At 44.4% G+C, this 16049-nt stretch carries 15 protein-coding genes, 4 tRNA genes and 1 other RNA gene; 19 read left to right on the forward strand and 1 reads right to left on the reverse strand.

What is annotated here, in order from left to right; genetic code table 11:
- Positions 1-30: 30 nt before the first annotated feature.
- The 17 genes from ruvA to V7R35_RS02520 all read left to right on the forward strand — a co-directional run bounded on the left by ruvA (position 31) and on the right by V7R35_RS02520 (position 13300).
- On the forward strand, positions 31-651 hold the full coding sequence (gene ruvA, locus V7R35_RS02440) for a Holliday junction branch migration protein RuvA (RefSeq protein WP_334013083.1): 621 nt from the start codon (positions 31-33) through the stop codon (positions 649-651).
- Positions 652-719: 68 nt separating this feature from the next.
- The gene (ruvB, locus tag V7R35_RS02445) at positions 720-1724 is read left to right on the forward strand and encodes a Holliday junction branch migration DNA helicase RuvB (RefSeq protein ID WP_334013084.1); all 1005 of its coding nucleotides are present in this window, start codon (positions 720-722) and stop codon (positions 1722-1724) included.
- Between the two features lie 529 nt (positions 1725-2253).
- The gene (gene ybgC / locus V7R35_RS02450) at positions 2254-2652 is read left to right on the forward strand and encodes a tol-pal system-associated acyl-CoA thioesterase (RefSeq protein ID WP_334013085.1); all 399 of its coding nucleotides are present in this window, start codon (positions 2254-2256) and stop codon (positions 2650-2652) included.
- Positions 2642-3331: a protein TolQ gene (gene tolQ / locus V7R35_RS02455; RefSeq protein WP_334013086.1), complete on the forward strand. Its 690-nt coding sequence runs from the start codon at positions 2642-2644 to the stop codon at positions 3329-3331. The genes ybgC and tolQ overlap by 11 nt, the downstream gene beginning before the upstream one ends.
- A 29-nt stretch (positions 3332-3360) precedes the next feature.
- Entirely contained in the window at positions 3361-3780 is a 420-nt protein-coding gene (gene tolR, locus V7R35_RS02460) for a protein TolR (RefSeq protein ID WP_334013089.1), read from the forward strand.
- Positions 3781-3787: 7 nt separating this feature from the next.
- Positions 3788-4633: a cell envelope integrity protein TolA gene (gene tolA / locus V7R35_RS02465; protein WP_334013091.1), complete on the forward strand. Its 846-nt coding sequence runs from the start codon at positions 3788-3790 to the stop codon at positions 4631-4633.
- Positions 4634-4637: 4 nt separating this feature from the next.
- Positions 4638-5993 (forward strand): Tol-Pal system beta propeller repeat protein TolB, encoded by a 1356-nt coding sequence (gene tolB, locus V7R35_RS02470; protein WP_334013093.1) that lies wholly within the window; start codon positions 4638-4640, stop codon positions 5991-5993.
- A 38-nt stretch (positions 5994-6031) separates the two neighbouring features.
- The gene (gene pal, locus V7R35_RS02475; protein ID WP_334013095.1) at positions 6032-6598 is read left to right on the forward strand and encodes a peptidoglycan-associated lipoprotein Pal; all 567 of its coding nucleotides are present in this window, start codon (positions 6032-6034) and stop codon (positions 6596-6598) included.
- Entirely contained in the window at positions 6598-7386 is a 789-nt protein-coding gene (gene ybgF / locus V7R35_RS02480; RefSeq protein WP_334013097.1) for a tol-pal system protein YbgF, read from the forward strand. Before pal ends, ybgF begins: the two co-directional genes overlap by 1 nt.
- Positions 7387-7678: 292 nt before the next feature.
- Positions 7679-7754: transfer RNA gene (locus V7R35_RS02485), tRNA-Lys, on the forward strand.
- A gap of 24 nt (positions 7755-7778) precedes the next feature.
- Positions 7779-7854, forward strand: a tRNA-Lys gene (locus V7R35_RS02490).
- Positions 7855-7892: 38 nt separating this feature from the next.
- Positions 7893-7968, forward strand: a tRNA-Lys gene (locus V7R35_RS02495).
- A gap of 57 nt (positions 7969-8025) precedes the next feature.
- A non-coding RNA gene (locus V7R35_RS02500) (RtT sRNA) lies at positions 8026-8137 on the forward strand.
- Between the two features lie 269 nt (positions 8138-8406).
- Complete coding sequence (gene nadA, locus V7R35_RS02505; protein WP_334013099.1) at positions 8407-9462, forward strand: quinolinate synthase NadA; 1056 nt, start codon at positions 8407-8409, stop codon at positions 9460-9462.
- 108 nt (positions 9463-9570) lie between these two features.
- Positions 9571-9661, forward strand: a tRNA-Ser gene (locus tag V7R35_RS02510).
- 490 nt (positions 9662-10151) lie between these two features.
- The gene (locus tag V7R35_RS02515) at positions 10152-12656 is read left to right on the forward strand and encodes a TonB-dependent receptor (RefSeq protein WP_334013100.1); all 2505 of its coding nucleotides are present in this window, start codon (positions 10152-10154) and stop codon (positions 12654-12656) included.
- Positions 12657-13078: 422 nt separating this feature from the next.
- On the forward strand, positions 13079-13300 hold the full coding sequence (locus V7R35_RS02520) for a hypothetical protein (RefSeq protein WP_334013101.1): 222 nt from the start codon (positions 13079-13081) through the stop codon (positions 13298-13300).
- 117 nt (positions 13301-13417) lie between these two features.
- Here the strand turns inward: V7R35_RS02520 and V7R35_RS02525 are convergent, their stop codons facing one another.
- Positions 13418-14395, reverse strand: coding sequence for a patatin-like phospholipase family protein (locus V7R35_RS02525; RefSeq protein ID WP_334013103.1), 978 nt, complete (start codon positions 14393-14395; stop codon positions 13418-13420).
- Positions 14396-14587: 192 nt separating this feature from the next.
- Between V7R35_RS02525 and V7R35_RS02530 the strand changes: the two genes are divergently transcribed.
- Both V7R35_RS02530 and V7R35_RS02535 read left to right on the forward strand, forming a co-directional pair.
- Positions 14588-15646 (forward strand): 2-dehydropantoate 2-reductase, encoded by a 1059-nt coding sequence (locus tag V7R35_RS02530; protein ID WP_334013105.1) that lies wholly within the window; start codon positions 14588-14590, stop codon positions 15644-15646.
- A gap of 12 nt (positions 15647-15658) precedes the next feature.
- The gene (locus V7R35_RS02535) at positions 15659-16015 is read left to right on the forward strand and encodes a VOC family protein (protein WP_334013106.1); all 357 of its coding nucleotides are present in this window, start codon (positions 15659-15661) and stop codon (positions 16013-16015) included.
- Positions 16016-16049 lie beyond the last annotated feature (34 nt).

Genomic DNA, 16049 nt, shown 5'->3' on the forward strand with positions numbered 1-16049 from the left:
CTGTAGCTTACGCTTTTACAGAGATTTTTCATGATAGGACGAATTCGCGGTACGTTGGCTGAAAAGCAGCCACCAGAAATTCTTGTAGATGTAGCCGGTGTTGGTTACGAAATTCATATGCCCATGACAAGCTTTTACCAACTACCTGCTGTAGGCGAGGAAGTGGTGGTGTATACGCATTTTGTTGTTCGTGAAGACGCGCAGCTGCTATTTGGTTTTGCCGATAAAATGGAACGAGGTTTATTCCGCGAGCTAATTAAAGCCAATGGTGTTGGCCCTAAACTTGGCTTGGCTATTTTATCTGGTATGTCAGCAGGGCAGTTTTTGGCAAGCGTGCAAAACGAAGATGTATCAGCACTGGTAAGTTTACCGGGTATTGGAAAGAAAACGGCAGAACGCTTGGTAGTAGAGCTTAAAGACAGATTGGCAAAATTTGGAAAAGCACAAAGTATTGTTGTTCCGCCACCAAGCGGCGACCTATTGTCGAAAAATACCATTGTTGAAGTGAACGATGCGCGTGAGGAAGCGCAAAGTGCACTGATAGCGCTAGGTTACAAGCCAGCGCAGGCCAGTAAGCTGGTTGATAGTGTTTACAATGAGGGAATGGAAAGTGAAGCCCTTATTCGTGAAGCGTTAAAAGCGGCCATTTAAAAGCGCCTTGTGAAGGTATTGCACTCAAAAGCCAGTGCGTTCACGTTATTGTTTAAAGTAGAACTATCATGATTGAAGCCGACAGACTCATTACGCCCGACGCAAGCACCGAAGACGAGGTGATTGACCGTGCCATACGCCCCAAAATGCTGGAGGACTATACCGGTCAACCACATGTTTGCGAGCAAATGGAGATTTTTATTCAAGCGGCGCGCAATCGCGACGATGCTTTAGATCATTTACTTATTTTTGGTCCTCCTGGACTGGGTAAAACCACGTTGGCTAACATTGTTGCTAATGAAATGGGCGTAAATATTAAAACTACGTCTGGCCCAGTGTTAGAAAAAGCGGGTGACTTAGCAGCGCTTCTTACCAATTTAGAACGCAACGATGTGTTGTTTATTGATGAAATACACCGTCTAAGTCCAGTGGTTGAAGAAATCCTTTACCCTGCAATGGAAGACTACCAGCTTGATATTATGATTGGTGAGGGCCCTGCTGCGCGTTCAATAAAGCTAGACCTTCCTCCGTTTACATTAGTTGGCGCCACAACGCGTGCTGGCTCACTAACATCACCGCTGAGAGATCGCTTCGGCATAGTACAGCGTCTTGAGTTCTATAACGTAAAAGACCTCACAAGTATTGTGGCAAGAAGTGCAAGCTTCTTAAACTTGGATATGAGCGAAGAGGGCGCCCAAGAAGTCGCTCGTCGATCAAGAGGCACACCACGAATAGCTAACCGCTTATTGCGCAGAGTACGTGACTACGCAGAAATTAAAGCCGATGGTACAGTGGGTGCAGATATAGCGGCAAAAGCGCTTGATATGCTTGACGTAGACAAAGAAGGTTTTGACTACATGGACCGCAAGCTGCTGACGGCTATTATCGAAAAATTTGATGGCGGTCCGGTTGGTTTAGACAATCTTGCTGCTGCTATTGGAGAAGAGAAAGAAACCATAGAGGATGTGATTGAGCCTTTTCTAATTCAACAGGGCTTTCTACAGCGCACTCCTCGTGGGCGTATTGTGTCACAGCGTGCCTATCTTCATTTCGGCTTCACTCCATCAGACTAACGCTGTATTTAACACTTCAGAGATATTGATATTCAGCGGCATGGCAGTGTTGTGGCATGCCCTTTGCTGAATTTTCTTAAATTAAATACAAAGAAATAGCGTTATCAAATTTTGTAAAAACTTACGTTTTACATCAAGCGGGCAGGCAGTCATTTATTTTGTGGTGAAAAAAGCAAAAAAAAAGCCCGCTCAGAGAGCGGGCTAAAACAACAAGTGTTGAAGGAAATAAATCCAGGGAACTCATGTCTAACAGGAGAATGTCTCTTGCATGACCGTGCTTCGCACCATCACGCTCTGTATGACTGATGCTGTGCATTATAGGGAGTGCCGAAAAAACTACAATTGAGTTAAATTGTTCTTTCTAATTAGAAAATCTAATGTGTTAAATAAGTGTTTACGATTGGTTTAAAAATAATTAAAACCTAATTATAGTGTGGCCTGTAGCTTGTTTTGTGTTTTTAATTTATCGCTGTTTTTTGTTGTTTAAGTGCTGTACTGGATTATAAATTTTTTTATTTTGGGAATAGTTATGCATAAACACCAGGTAAGGGTGTATTACGAAGATACTGACGCGGGCGGCATAGTGTATTACGCCAACTATTTAAAGTTTATGGAAAGAGCGCGAACCGAGTGGCTTCGCGGGCTTGGCTTTGAACAAGACACATTAATGGAACAATCTATCGCATTTGTCGTCAAACGCGTTGAGATGCATAACTATGCGCCAGCGCGATTCAACCAGCTGTTGAGTATTGAGTCTCACGTTGTAGAATTAAAGGGCGCTAGTATGACGTTTCAACAAATCATAAAAAATGAACAGGGCGACAAACTGGTATCAGGAGATATTCAGGTTGCCTGCGTCGATTTGGCTACAATGAAGCCAAAAAGACTACCACGTACTTTGTTAGGGGAAATTTCGCGTGTCATCTGATCTCACATTTATTGGCTTGTTTCTGCAAGCGAGTTTTATTGTTCAGCTTGTAATGCTGCTATTGCTAAGCGTTTCGGTTGCTTCTTGGACATTTATTTTTCAGCGTAGTAAAGCATTGTCTGCGGCACGTACTGAAATGCGTCAGTTTGAAGATAAGTTTTGGTCAGGTGCAGACTTAAACCGCCTATACCAAGAACTTTCAGCTCGCACAAATTTAACGGGGATGGGCAGCATCTTTTGTGCAGGGTTCAAAGAGTTCGTTCGACTAAGAAAGTCAAATACGGCCACTAACGGTATTGTTGACGGTACTTATCGCGCTATGCGTGTGTCTATGTCGCGCCAAGTAGAAGAATTAGAAAGCCGTTTACCGTTTCTTGCCACTGCAGGCTCAATTAGTCCGTACATTGGTTTATTTGGAACGGTGTGGGGCATCATGAACGCGTTTATCGCCCTAGGTGAGGTTCAGCAAGCCACGTTGGCAATGGTTGCCCCTGGTATTGCCGAAGCGCTTATTGCAACAGCTATTGGTCTTTTTGCGGCAATACCTGCCGTTATTGCCTACAACCGCTTTAGCCATCAAGTTGAAAAGCTTGAAAATAGCTATGGAAACTTTATGGAAGAGTTTTCTGCCATTCTTCATCGCCAAGCGGTTGCTGCGCAAGCACAACAACAAGCCTAAGCGTTTACATTCCAAACGGAGGACTTGTTATGTATGTAAGAAAACGCCGCAGACCGGTGTCTGAGATTAATGTAGTACCTTATATTGATGTTATGCTGGTACTGCTGATTATCTTTATGGTAACAGCCCCGCTTATTTCACAAGGCGTGAAGGTTGATTTACCTAAGGCGAGTGCAAACCCTATTGAACAAGAAGATAATCCGCCAATTATTGCGTCGGTGGACGTAAAGGGGCGCTATTTTCTGAACGTAGGTAACGATCAAGAAAGCCCTATCAGTAAAGACGAACTGGGTGCCATTGTAAAAGCTCAGCTGACCAAAGAGCCAAATACTCCCGTTGTTGTAAAAGGCGATGGGCAAGTGGCTTATAATGAAGTCATTCAACTAATGGTGTTATTGCAAGAAGCAGGCGTGCCATCGGTAGGGTTAATGACCGATCCGGTTGAGTAACAGTACAATGTCGAAATCCGAATTGTCTAACAAATCGACATCGCAAGTGGGTAAGTCGAAAAAAGCCAGCAGCATGAATCCTGAACAAGTAGGTTTGTATAAATCGCTTGGGCTTCATGCTGTAGTGGCAGTAGTGTTGCTAATTAGCGTCAGTTTCTCTCCCGACCCGCTGCCAAGCATGCCTTCGAATGCGCCCGTTATTGAAGCCACGTTTATCGATGCTCAAGCTATTGAAGATAAAAAGCGTGCACAAGCGCAAGCCGAGGCACAAGCAAGAGCACAGGAGCAAGAACGGCAGCGCAAAGCAAAGGCTGAAGCTGAGAAAAAGCGTCAACAGCAGCTTGCAGCCAAGCGTGCGCGAGAAAAACGAGAGGCTGAAGCCGCTGAAGCGAAGCGGCAAAAAGAACTAGAGCGACTTGCAGCACAAAAAGAGCAAGCCCGTAAGGAGCGAGAGGCAGCCGCAAAGGCAGAAGCTGAGCGCAAAAAGAAAGAAGCCGCTGAACGTGCAGAAATGGAAAGAATAATGCAAGAGCAGCTGGCACAAGAACGAGCAGCACAGCAAGAACGCAGGCGCAAGGTGGTGCTTAGCGAGGTAGAGCGCTATACCGCACTAATACAGCAGACAATAAAGAATAACCTATATTCAGACGACAGTTACAGTGGAAAGACATGTCGACTAAATATTAAGTTGGCCACAACAGGGTTTGTGACAAGTATTCGTGTATTAGGCGGAAATGATGCGCTATGTCGCGCTGCTGAGAGCGCTGTACGTCGCGCTGAGAAGCTACCCGTGTCAGATGCGCCAGATGTGTACGAGCAACTTAAAGACATTACTTTAAAAGTGGAACTATAGTGGTATGAAAAAACTAGGTTTATGGATAGCGCTAATGACGATGGTACTGAGTACCAAGGCATTGGCTTCCTTAGAAATTGTGATAACCGAAGGCGTGGACAGCGCGCGTCCTATCGGGGTTGTGCCATTCAAGTGGAAAGGGCAGGGGGCCATGCCGGGTAATATTTCTGAAGTTATCATGGCAGATTTAATGCGAAGTGGTAAATTCAATCCGGTAGCAGTAAACGATATGCCGCAATACCCAGGTACCGCCGACGAGGTAAGCTATACGGCGTGGGCAACACTAGGTGTTGATACTGTGCTTGTAGGTAGCGTTGAAGAGCAAGGGGCAGACCGTTACTTAGTGACTTACCAGCTTGTGGACATTCTAAAGGGGCAACTTGACGGCGGACAAGCTAAGGTATTGAAGAATGGCGCACTCGTTACCAGTAACGAACACGTTATTGTTGCGCGACAAGCTGCGATAAACGGCAGTGATTTCCGCCAATATGCACATCGCATAAGCGACATCGTTTATGAAAAGCTGACAGGAGTGCGTGGCGCGTTCCTTACAAAAATTGCATACGTTATTGTTCGCGACAGAAAAACCGTAGATAAGCCGTATCAGCTTGTTATTGCTGACTATGACGGTGAGAACGAAACTCGCCTACTTTCATCACCTGAACCGTTGATGTCGCCGGTGTGGTCTCCTGATGGTGAAACGCTGGCGTATGTCAGTTTTGAAAATAGACGTCCACAAATATACATTCAAAACATCTATACAAGTGAGCGCACACGCATCACAGATTTTAGAGGAATAAATAGTAGTCCTGTTTTTTCACCAGATGGCAAGCAACTTGCTATGGTATTATCGAAAGATGGGAATCCAGAGATCTATATTATGGATCTTGCGACGAAAAACTTGCGCCGTATTACTCGCAATAGAGCGATTGATACGGAGCCAGCCTGGCTTCCTGACGGCAAAGGGTTAATATTTAGCTCTGAACGGGGTGGTAAACCCCAGATATATAGCGTAAATTTAAGCTCTGGGAAAGTAAGGCGAGTTACCTTTGTAGGTGAACAGAACCTTGGCGGTACAATTTCACCCGACGGTAAGCAGATGATTATGGTTAACCAAACAAACGGTAACTATCACATTGCGAAGCAGTCTTTGGATGGTGGTTCGCCACAAGTACTGACACGGACGTACTTGGATGAATCACCAAGCGTAGCGCCGAATGGAAGCATGATTATTTACAGCACCCTACACGAGGGCACCCAAGTGTTGTCACTGGTTTCTCTTGATGGGCGCTTTAAAGCTAGGTTACCAGCAGCCAATGGGCAAGTTAAATCGCCAAGTTGGTCACCATTTTTGTTCTAACAATTTAAGACTAAACAATAAAATTAAGGATTAGTGGGATGCAAATGAATAAAGTGATGAAAAGCTTCATTATCGCCTTGCCAGTAGTGACAATGATGGCGTGTTCGTCAGGCCCTAGCGAGGAAGAATTAGCTGCAGAACGCAACCGTCTTGCACAAGAGCAAGCTGCTGCAGAAGCTGAAGCACGTGAAGCAGAAGCAATGCGTGTTAAAGCAGAAGCGGCACAACGCATGAAGCGTCAAGAAGAGATGGTTCAGCAAGAAATGGAAGCGTTGAAAAACGAGCAAACCGTTTACTTCGACTTCGACCGTTCAAGTATCAAGCCTGAATTCCAACGCATTCTAGACAAGCATGCGGCATTCTTGGTGAAAAACCCAAGCATGAACGTAACTATTGAAGGTCACACAGACAGCCGCGGTACGCCAGAGTACAACATTGCACTAGGCGAGCGTCGTGCCCAGTCTGTTGAAACTTACCTGCTTAACGCAGGCGTAAGCAGCAGCCAAGTATCTGTTGTATCTTACGGTGAAGAAAAGCCAGCTGTGATGGGTTCTACTGAGTACGCATTTGCTCAAAACCGTCGCGGAGTGGTTGTATACCGCTAATGACTATTCTAACGAATAAGACATTAAAAATGGGCGTCACGTTAAGTGCCGCCCTTGCCGTTTCTAGCGCTTTTGCACAAGCTCCCGTTGTTGATGCCAATGGCGGTGGTGAACTAGAGCAGCGAATAGCAGTGCTCGAACGCATTGTGAAAAGCCGCACGGAAATGCAGCATAGGCTACAAACACAGCTCGACAACATGCAGATGGAAGTTGATCAGCTTCGTGGCGCTGTAGAAGTGAATACTAATGAACTTCAAAAAGTGCTTGAGCGACAGCGTGAACTGTATCTAGAAATAGACAAACGCGTAGAAGCGCTTAAGCAAGCGGGCGGTGTAACCAATACTGCAATGCCGAGTGCTGGAGTAGAGACACCTATCGAGTCTACGCCAAGCTTACCATCATCTACACCTGAGGTGGGAGAGGATGAAGCGTACGAGGATGCAGTCAATCTTATTCTTAAATCAAGAGAGTACGATAAGGCCGTTCCAGCGTTTCAATCATTCATCTCTCGCTTTCCTAACAGCAGTTATGCGCCCAATGCGCATTATTGGTTAGGGCAACTGCTGTTTAATGAACAGAAGTGGGATGAAGCTAGCGAACAGTTCAACATCGTTGCAAATCGCTTTAGTGATTCTGCCAAACGTCCTGATGCATTATTGAAGTTAGGCGTAATTGCTGAGCGTACTGGCGACACCGCTTCGGCAAGACAATTATTGCAGCAAGTTATTAACGAATACCCAGATTCCTCGGCAAAACGCCTTGCTGAATCTAGATTAAATAACTTGTAATGAACAAAGCCTCTTTTAAAGAGGCTTTTTTGTGCATTATTGTTTTGAAAAACAGAAATTAATCGATACAAGTAGCGTAATTCTTCTGCACTTAAAAATAGGCGAAGCTACGAAGTTTCTACTAAACTCAGTAACCTCTGGTATAAATACCCAGCGATTTGTTTTCATTTTGACCGTTTAGTCGCAATTTGACAGAAAAATGAAAATAAAAAGACGTTATGGGTTGCGTCGAATAAAAATCTGAGTATTATATGCCGCCGTTGCCAAGACACAGGCAACAACAGGAAAGAAAGGGTCGTTAGCTCAGTTGGTAGAGCAGTTGACTTTTAATCAATTGGTCGCTGGTTCGAATCCAGCACGACCCACCACTTTCTCTCCTAGCATCAAATGATGGGTCGTTAGCTCAGTTGGTAGAGCAGTTGACTTTTAATCAATTGGTCGCTGGTTCGAATCCAGCACGACCCACCATCATTTGAACTGCATCACACATCATCGTGTCACTTGATGGGTCGTTAGCTCAGTTGGTAGAGCAGTTGACTTTTAATCAATTGGTCGCTGGTTCGAATCCAGCACGACCCACCATCAAGCCTAATACTCAATATTCCATAACTCTTAAAATATCTTATTGCGTTAGACTAGGATTTGAACCAGCGAAGCTGGTCGACAAAATTCGCGCAGCGATTTTGAACGTGCTTTAGCACGGCCCGAAGGGCGAGGAACGCAGTGACGAGTAATCCAGCACGACCCACCATCAAGCCTAATACTCAATATTCCATAACTCTTAAAATATCTTATTGCGTTAGACTAGGATTTGAACCAGCGAAGCTGGTCGACAAAACTCGCGCAGCGATATGATCTCCGCACTAATTCATGCTGTAAGTAACCTCAAGCCCTATTTGGCGGTGTCTACAATAAGCATCATTACAACTAATTTATTACGCTATTGTTGCTTATGTAGTGTGTAATTTTTATGACAGTTGGGTATAATCCGCACCCTTGTCGCAACAGAGATGTAGGTCAATGTCAGTAGCATTTCGAGTGGACCAGGTTGAATACCCGTTCCCTGCAAAACCACAGCCATTATCAGAAGCACGTAAAGCTGAATTAAAGGCTGAAATTAAAGCCTTGTTAAAAGCACGCAATGCCGTGTTGGTAGCGCATTATTATACCGACCATGAAATTCAGGCATTGGCCGAAGAAACTGGCGGCTGTGTAGCAGACTCGTTAGAAATGGCTCGTTTTGGCCGCGACGCAGAAGAACAAACACTCATTGTTGCTGGCGTACGCTTTATGGGCGAAACGGCAAAAATCCTAAGCCCTGAAAAAACGGTGCTAATGCCAACCCTTGAAGCTACGTGCTCATTAGACATTGGCTGCCCGGTGAAAGAATTCAGCGAATTCTGTGACCAGCATCCCGACCACACAGTAGTGGTTTATGCAAATACTTCTGCGGCCGTAAAAGCGCGAGCAGATTGGGTGGTAACCTCTAGTATTGCGTTAGAAATCGTTGAACACCTAGACAGTCAGGGCAAGAAAATTATTTGGGGCCCAGACAGACACCTTGGCTCTTACATTGCCAAACAGACTGGCGCTGAAATGTTAATGTGGCAGGGCGAGTGCATCGTACATGACGAATTCTCTGCACAAAAGCTTGCTGATATGAAAGCGTTATATCCTGACGCTGCCGTGTTGGTTCACCCTGAATCACCCGTTAGCGTTGTTGATATGGCTGACGCCGTTGGCTCTACTAGCCAGCTAATTAAAGCGTCGCAAACCATGGACAACGACACGTTCATTGTAGCTACCGACAAAGGCATCTTTTACAAGATGCAGCAACTAACACCAAATAAGACCTTTATTGAAGCGCCAACGGGCGGTAACGGCGCTACATGTAAAAGCTGTGCTCACTGTCCTTGGATGGCAATGAACGGCTTAGAAGCCATTAAGGCGTCTTTAACGGGCGAAAGTGAAGGCCATGAGATCTTTGTTGACGACGAACTAAGAAAAGGTGCGCTAATTCCACTCGATCGCATGCTAGACTTTTCAGCCGAGTTAAAAGCGAAAGGCGGCCTGTAGGAAGCACGTTTTATAAGCACTTGCTCACTAATTTAAAGCAAGTTCTTGATTAAGCGCGTGGCTTTACCTACTATACGCGCGCTCAAGGGAAACCTTGAAAACAGATTTGGAGAGATGGCTGAGTGGCTGAAGGCGCACGCCTGGAAAGTGTGTATACGTTTATAGCGTATCGAGGGTTCGAATCCCTCTCTCTCCGCCAAATATAAAGGAACCGGCTTTTGCCGGTTTTTTTATATTTGTTGGAATGTGACGGACGAGAGCCCGAGTACAGGGTTCGACAAGTTGCGGCTGAGCAACTTGAAATGAGCGGCTTGACCGCGAAGCCCGAAGGGGACAAAACGCCATAGCGTTTTGAATTAATCCCTCTCTCTCCGCCAAATATAAAGGAACCGGCTTTTGCCGGTTTTTTTATATCCAGACTACTAATTCACCACTATAAAAATTTTGAATACACTTTTTTAAGGTGTGCTAAAACCGCTGCGCGCCTTGTTTTTTAAGGTGTTATAAATAATTAACAGTGTCTACACCTCCTTTTTCATTTTACAAAATTTAAACAAATGTTTTACATCTGTTTTCTTTCTTGGTTATTGTAGGTTTTCCACTACCTATGAGCCGTTCGCTAAGTCAGTACTAAAGTTCGTCGCTCTAAAACAATAAAAAAATACAAAAGAAAAAGAAGAGAAGAAAAAATGAGTAAACGCTTACCCTCAAACTTCAAACGAAATCGCGCTGCAACGCTAATTGCGCTAAGTCTGGGATTAACCAGTACAGCACTTTATGCGCAAGAAGCAGAAGAAGAGCAGAGCAAGGACGAACTTTACGAACAAATACAAATTACTGCATCAAAACGTAGCACTGGGCTTCAAGAGACCCCAATTGCTGTTTCTGTAACAAGTGGTGAAGCAATAGAGCAAACGCAGGTTCTTGATATTCAGGACATGCAGGCGTTAGTACCTACACTTCGTGTAACGCCATTGCAGCGTTCTGCCAATACTAACTTCTCTATACGTGGCTTTGGTAACGGTACTAACAACACGGGTATAGAGCCTTCGGTAGGTGTGTTTATCGATGGTGTTTATCGCTCACGGGCGGCGGCACAAATTGGTGACCTACCGCGCTTACAGCAGGTAGAGGTGTTAAGTGGCCCACAAAGCACGCTGTTCGGTAAAAACGCATCAGCGGGTGTAATTAGCATTCGTACTGGCGCACCTTCGTATACTGAAGAAGGTAAAATTACGCTTGGTATCGGTAACTTCAATCAGCGACTGCTTCGAGGCTATTACACCAATGGTATTACCGATGAACTAGCATTTAGTATTTCTGGTGGTATTAACAAACGTGACGGTTACACCGACAGCGTTGTGGATGGTGTTGACGAGCTCAATAATCGCGACCGCTGGAATGTGCGCGGACAGGCGTTATACGAACCAACAGCAGATGTGAAACTACGCCTAATTGCCGACTACAGTGAAATTGATGAACGTTGCTGTACAGTGGCAGACGTTATTAATGGCCCAACAACAGGGGTGGTTCGTGCCTTAGGTGGAACGGTACTTGAAACGGACGACCCATTCGCTTACGAGTCAGCGCTAAACTTCAACCCCAATAACCAAGTGGAAGATGGAGGCATTTCTCTTCAACTGGATGTAGACTTTGATACATTCTCGTTTACGTCAATTACCGCGTATCGCAACAACAAATCGAACTATATTGGCGATGTTGACTACACCTCGCTAGATATTTTGACCGAAGAAGGTAATACCGATATCGATACCTTCACGCAAGAGTTTCGCTTAACATCGACGGGCGACAATACGTTAGATTGGATGGTTGGCATGTTCTACTTCTCTGAAGAAGTAGATACGGGGGATACGTTAACTTACGGCCAAGCTACAAGGCCTTACTTCGACGTACTGCTTAACGGAGGTGTTGCTCAAGCGATTGCGCCTTTGCCGTTTGATGCTGTTTTCCCAGCAGGCTTCCTAGGTACGTTCGAGCGGCTTTATGGTCAAGCGCCCGGTACTTTCTTTGCTGCTGGACAGTATGTAAACAGTGAGTTTTTACAAGAAAATGATGCATTGTCGATTTTCCTAAACCTAGACTATCACCTGTCAGATGACCTAACCGCTACGCTTGGCGTTAGCTACACCGAAGACGAAAAAGACGTGTCTATTGAGCAAATTAATACAGAAGTGCTTTCATCAATTGATTTTGTGAATGACCCAACTGTGTTTGGAGTACCACTATCTGTTGCCGCACCAGCGCTAACACCGTTTATCCCAACGTTACAGAGCGTACAGTTTTTACCACCTCAACTTATCTTTCCTAACAGTGTAGAAAACGGTAACACTAACGATGACAAAGTAACGTGGAGTGCGCGCTTAGCCTACGAGGTTAATGACAATATCAACGTTTTTGCTACAGCCGCTACAGGCTTTAAAGCGTCATCTTGGAACTTGTCTCGTGATACAAGACCATTTGCTGCTGACCAAACCGCGTTGCTTGCCGCAGACTTGCCACGCGCAAACCAGAGCTACGGTACGCGATACGCAGGCCCTGAAGAGTCAACTGTTTACGAGTTGGGTATGAAGGCTCGCTTTAAGCGCGGTGCGTTTAACGTAACGTTATTCGATCAAACGATAGAAGGGTTTCAATCGAGCATATTTGTGGGCACAGGTTTTGTACTTGCAAATGCGGGTGAGCAATCGACTAAAGGGGTTGAATTTGATTCGAAGTATGACATTACCGACAATCTAACCTTTACTTTCGCGGGCACCATTCTAGATCCAGTTTATGATTCGTTCGAGGGTGCTAATGGGCTAAATGGCCCAACTGATTTATCGGGCGAAATGCCATCGGGTATTCACGAAAGAAGCTTCGTTGCCGGTTTGACGTACTACCTAGATTTTGAGAACGGCATGACAGGTTATGTGCGAAGCGATTATTTGTACGAAAGCGAAGCTCAGTTAGTTGAAAACGTACCACCAGAGCTTACGCGTGAAGTCCGCACGTTAAATGCTAGTGCGGGTCTTGAGTTCGAAAATGGTGTGAGCGTGCAGGTATGGGTACGTAACCTCACCAATGATGAATACTTCATGTCGGCATTCCCACCGCCAATTCAAGCGGGAAGCTTTAATGCTTATCCAAATCAACCAAGAACATTCGGTGCTACGGTGTCATATATGTTTGACTAACCTAGTTTGAATTGAGAAATCAAAAGCCAGCTGATTGAATTGACCATCAATAGCTGGCTTTTTTAATGTTGGAAATAGTGTAAAAGGTTCATATAGGGTTCAATAACTTAGCGCTGCTTTCGCACCTACTCGATCATTAAATTAACGAAAATTAAAATTATCTAATAAATTTAATTTGATGAAGTGCATTATTTGTTCATACTAAAGTAGTAATTTGCGATTGGCGGTGCGCTTCATAAACGTGCCTCGCATTACAGGTTTAACGTTATTAAGCTTGAAGTAGATGGGTGTTCAGTTATCACAACTCGTTTCCATAATACGCTTCACTTAAGCAGTTAACGGTGTTTTGTTATGAGCGGTAACAGTTAGCTTCGAGCAGAAACAATTGTTCCGCATAGACAGGGTAGTTGAAGGAAAAAATAATGAACGCACTACAAAATCATTTATCACCTCAAACCGACTTCTTTGCTTTCTGGAAAAAGCGCCTTTGGTTATTTGTCTCGTTGTTCTCCCTAGGCTTTGGCCTCTTTGTCGGTATCTTTAGAGAAAGCTTTGCTGCGTTTGACGCGGTGCTGCAAGCAATGATTGTGATGTTTTATGCGGCAGTATGTGCCTATGGTTTGTATCAGGGCATGAAAGAGTAAATGATTACAGACGCAGGAGCTGTTTGATAAAGTAAGCAGCTTTTCGTTTTATTTTCAATCTTGGATACATAGAATAGATTGTGCTGACCAAGCGTGAAGCGATGATTCTTTCAGACGCTACGCGGCATGGACTTTTAGCTCACTCGCTACTTGGTCGACGTTCCCTTCTGTATCATTCAAAAACGACGACCCGACGTGTTTACCCTCGGCATAATCATGTTTTAATTCAGCATTTGAGCTTCCGAGTAGTTTACTTTTCAGTTTTTGGTTAGAAAACAGCTGAATTATTTCCACGTCATCGGGGGGATTATTTATAAACGCCAGTTCTTTTTGATAGGCTTTTTCATGCTGCAATAAATAATCAATGGTTTTTGGACATTGCCCTGTTGCACACATTATTGCGCTTAATCGCTGTAGCCAAGCAGATTGGGCTTGGAAGTCTTTATCCACTGTACGAATTACAACTATTTTTCTTGCTCCACGCTTATAAGCTTCGGTTACAGGTAGCGGCGCAGCCAAACCGCCGTCCAGATAAAAATCTGTGTTTGCAGCATCATTTTGGCGTTGGTCGTCAGCTACCAGCGGTACGCCTTGCTTGTAAAGAAGAGGAAGCGCGCTTGACGCTTTTATTAGCTCTATCCAGTCGTTTTTACTGGCTTTAGGGCTCAAGAAATAAGCCTGTCTGTCGCGAACGTTAGTTGCAGTAAAAAGTATTTCTCTTTCTTCAACATTGTTCATAGCCGTTTGAAGGTCTAACGCACGTTTTGCTTCTTTCGTTTTTTCGAAGTACCAATCTAAATCAACGATATGCTTTCCAAGTAGACCACGTCCAACTTGAAAAAATTGTTTGTGGCGAGTCAACCCACGAATAAGCCGCTTAGCATAGCCTTTTTGGCGTGACACGAAACTCGTTAGGTTTTGCGAACCCGCAGACGTACCTATTAAAATATCAAAAGGGTCATAGTCATGTTCTAACCATGCATCTAATACTCCAGCAGTAAAAATTCCGCGCTGTCCGCCGCCCTCGGCGACAAGTGCTGTTTTCACTCTCTTGGCACTTACGTTCGACTCTGATGAAGCACTGCTGTGACACATAATGACCTTCTAAAAATAAACGATATATATTGACTACCTAGTCAAAGATTAGACAGATCACGATCAAACTTAAAATTGAAAGAATGAATCGGTTTGATTGAAAAAACACTTACTTACAATGGCTTAGTTGTAAAATAAGTGTTAATTTTGTATCGGTATTCTTACGTTGCTGAACCAGCTAGAGGAGCGTTAATGAACAGTGAAGCAAAAACACTTAATGTCGTAGTATTAGGTGCTGGTAGCATTGGATGTTATTTGGCTGGTTGTATATTGGCACACAATGGCTGCACAGAGCAATGTGCACCTTTTACGCTTACGCTAATTGGCCGCCCTAGGTTACAGCATGACATTCTTACTAATGGACTTACCCTGACTGATTGGCAGGGGCGTAACGATAAAATCGCTTCAAGCCTCATTAATTTTACGATTGACTATGACGCCCTCGCATCAGCCGATTTCATATTACTGTGCGTAAAAAGCCAAGATTCACAAAGCGCAGCGCAAATCATTCAAGAGCATGCTAAAAGTGATGCTACTGTTATCAGTTTCCAAAATGGCGTTGCAAACGGTGATATTTTAGCGAGCCAGCTATCTCAACCCATTGTTAAAGGCATGGTGCCTTTTAACGTATTCTATCAAGGTAGCGGACGCTTTCATTGCGGTACAGAAGGGCATCTTGCTATTGAAGATCCTGAGTCTATTTGTACGCCTGTTGTCGATTTGTTAGAGCGAGCTCAACTTCCAGTAACGGTATACGATGACATTAGCAGTGTTCAGTACGGTAAGTTAATTATGAATTTAAACAACGCCGTTAACGCGTTGTCCGGTATTCCGCTCAAGCAGCAGCTTGGTGAGAGAGCCTACAGACTGGTAATGGCAGAGGTACTTAAAGAGGCGCTTTTTGTATTAAAAGCTGAAGGCATTGCACCAGCAAGAACAGGTAAAGTGATCCCCAAACTAATGCCAACTATTATGATGCTGCCCAATTTTCTTTTTAATATTGTTGCAGCATCAACGTTGAAAATAGACCCCCAAGCGCGCTCTTCAATGTATGAAGATTTACAACTTGGACGTACTACCGAAATTGATTTTCTGAACGGTGAAATAGAGCGCTTAGGTAAAAAACACAAGATTGCTACTCCGGTAAATAGCAACATAATTGCACTTATTAAGCGGGCACAGGGCAAAAACAGCAAAAGCCCTATGCTGAGCGCAGCAGAACTTCTACATACTCCAGTAAATTGTCATTGAAGGAAAAAGAAAATGACTGAGAAAGCACAGCTTAACTATGCTGAGTTTGCCACCACTGATATTACAGCATCTAAAGCCTTCTTCGGGGATGTTTTTGGTTGGTTGTTCACAGATTACGGCAGTGAATACAGTGCATTTAGTAATGCCGGACTTGAAGGTGGCTTTTTCGTATCATCTACTGTTGCGCAGGCATCAAATGGTGCCCCTTTGCTCGTGTTCTATTCGAAGAATATTGAGCAAACGCAACGTGAAGTAGAGCAGGGCGGTGGGCAGATAAGCAAGCCTATCTTTGAGTTTCCCGGAGGCTGTCGCTTTCATTTTGTAGAGCCAGGCGGCAATGAGTTTGCCGTATGGTCTGAGTCACGCTAATACTAAAAAGCCCCTTTACAGGGGCTTTTTTAAT

The organism is Alteromonas sp. S167 (genome assembly GCF_036864375.1).
Classification (GTDB): Bacteria; Pseudomonadota; Gammaproteobacteria; order Enterobacterales; family Alteromonadaceae; genus Alteromonas.

Excerpts from the sequence above, each read along its gene's own strand:
- tolB (WP_334013093.1), top strand. The coding sequence starts at position 4,638 with ATGAAAAAACTAGGTTTATGGATAGCGCTAATGACGATGGTACTGAGT.
- nadA (WP_334013099.1), top strand. The coding sequence starts at position 8,407 with ATGTCAGTAGCATTTCGAGTGGACCAGGTTGAATACCCGTTCCCTGCA.
- V7R35_RS02515 (WP_334013100.1), top strand. The coding sequence starts at position 10,152 with ATGAGTAAACGCTTACCCTCAAACTTCAAACGAAATCGCGCTGCAACG.
- tolA (WP_334013091.1), top strand. The coding sequence starts at position 3,788 with ATGTCGAAATCCGAATTGTCTAACAAATCGACATCGCAAGTGGGTAAG.
- V7R35_RS02530 (WP_334013105.1), top strand. The coding sequence starts at position 14,588 with ATGAACAGTGAAGCAAAAACACTTAATGTCGTAGTATTAGGTGCTGGT.
- ybgC (WP_334013085.1), top strand. The coding sequence starts at position 2,254 with ATGCATAAACACCAGGTAAGGGTGTATTACGAAGATACTGACGCGGGC.
- ruvB (WP_334013084.1), top strand. The coding sequence starts at position 720 with ATGATTGAAGCCGACAGACTCATTACGCCCGACGCAAGCACCGAAGAC.
- tolR (WP_334013089.1), top strand. The coding sequence starts at position 3,361 with ATGTATGTAAGAAAACGCCGCAGACCGGTGTCTGAGATTAATGTAGTA.
- ybgF (WP_334013097.1), top strand. The coding sequence starts at position 6,598 with ATGACTATTCTAACGAATAAGACATTAAAAATGGGCGTCACGTTAAGT.
- V7R35_RS02525 (WP_334013103.1), bottom strand. The coding sequence starts at position 14,395 with ATGTGTCACAGCAGTGCTTCATCAGAGTCGAACGTAAGTGCCAAGAGA.
- ruvA (WP_334013083.1), top strand. The coding sequence starts at position 31 with ATGATAGGACGAATTCGCGGTACGTTGGCTGAAAAGCAGCCACCAGAA.
- pal (WP_334013095.1), top strand. The coding sequence starts at position 6,032 with ATGCAAATGAATAAAGTGATGAAAAGCTTCATTATCGCCTTGCCAGTA.
- V7R35_RS02535 (WP_334013106.1), top strand. The coding sequence starts at position 15,659 with ATGACTGAGAAAGCACAGCTTAACTATGCTGAGTTTGCCACCACTGAT.
- V7R35_RS02520 (WP_334013101.1), top strand. The coding sequence starts at position 13,079 with ATGAACGCACTACAAAATCATTTATCACCTCAAACCGACTTCTTTGCT.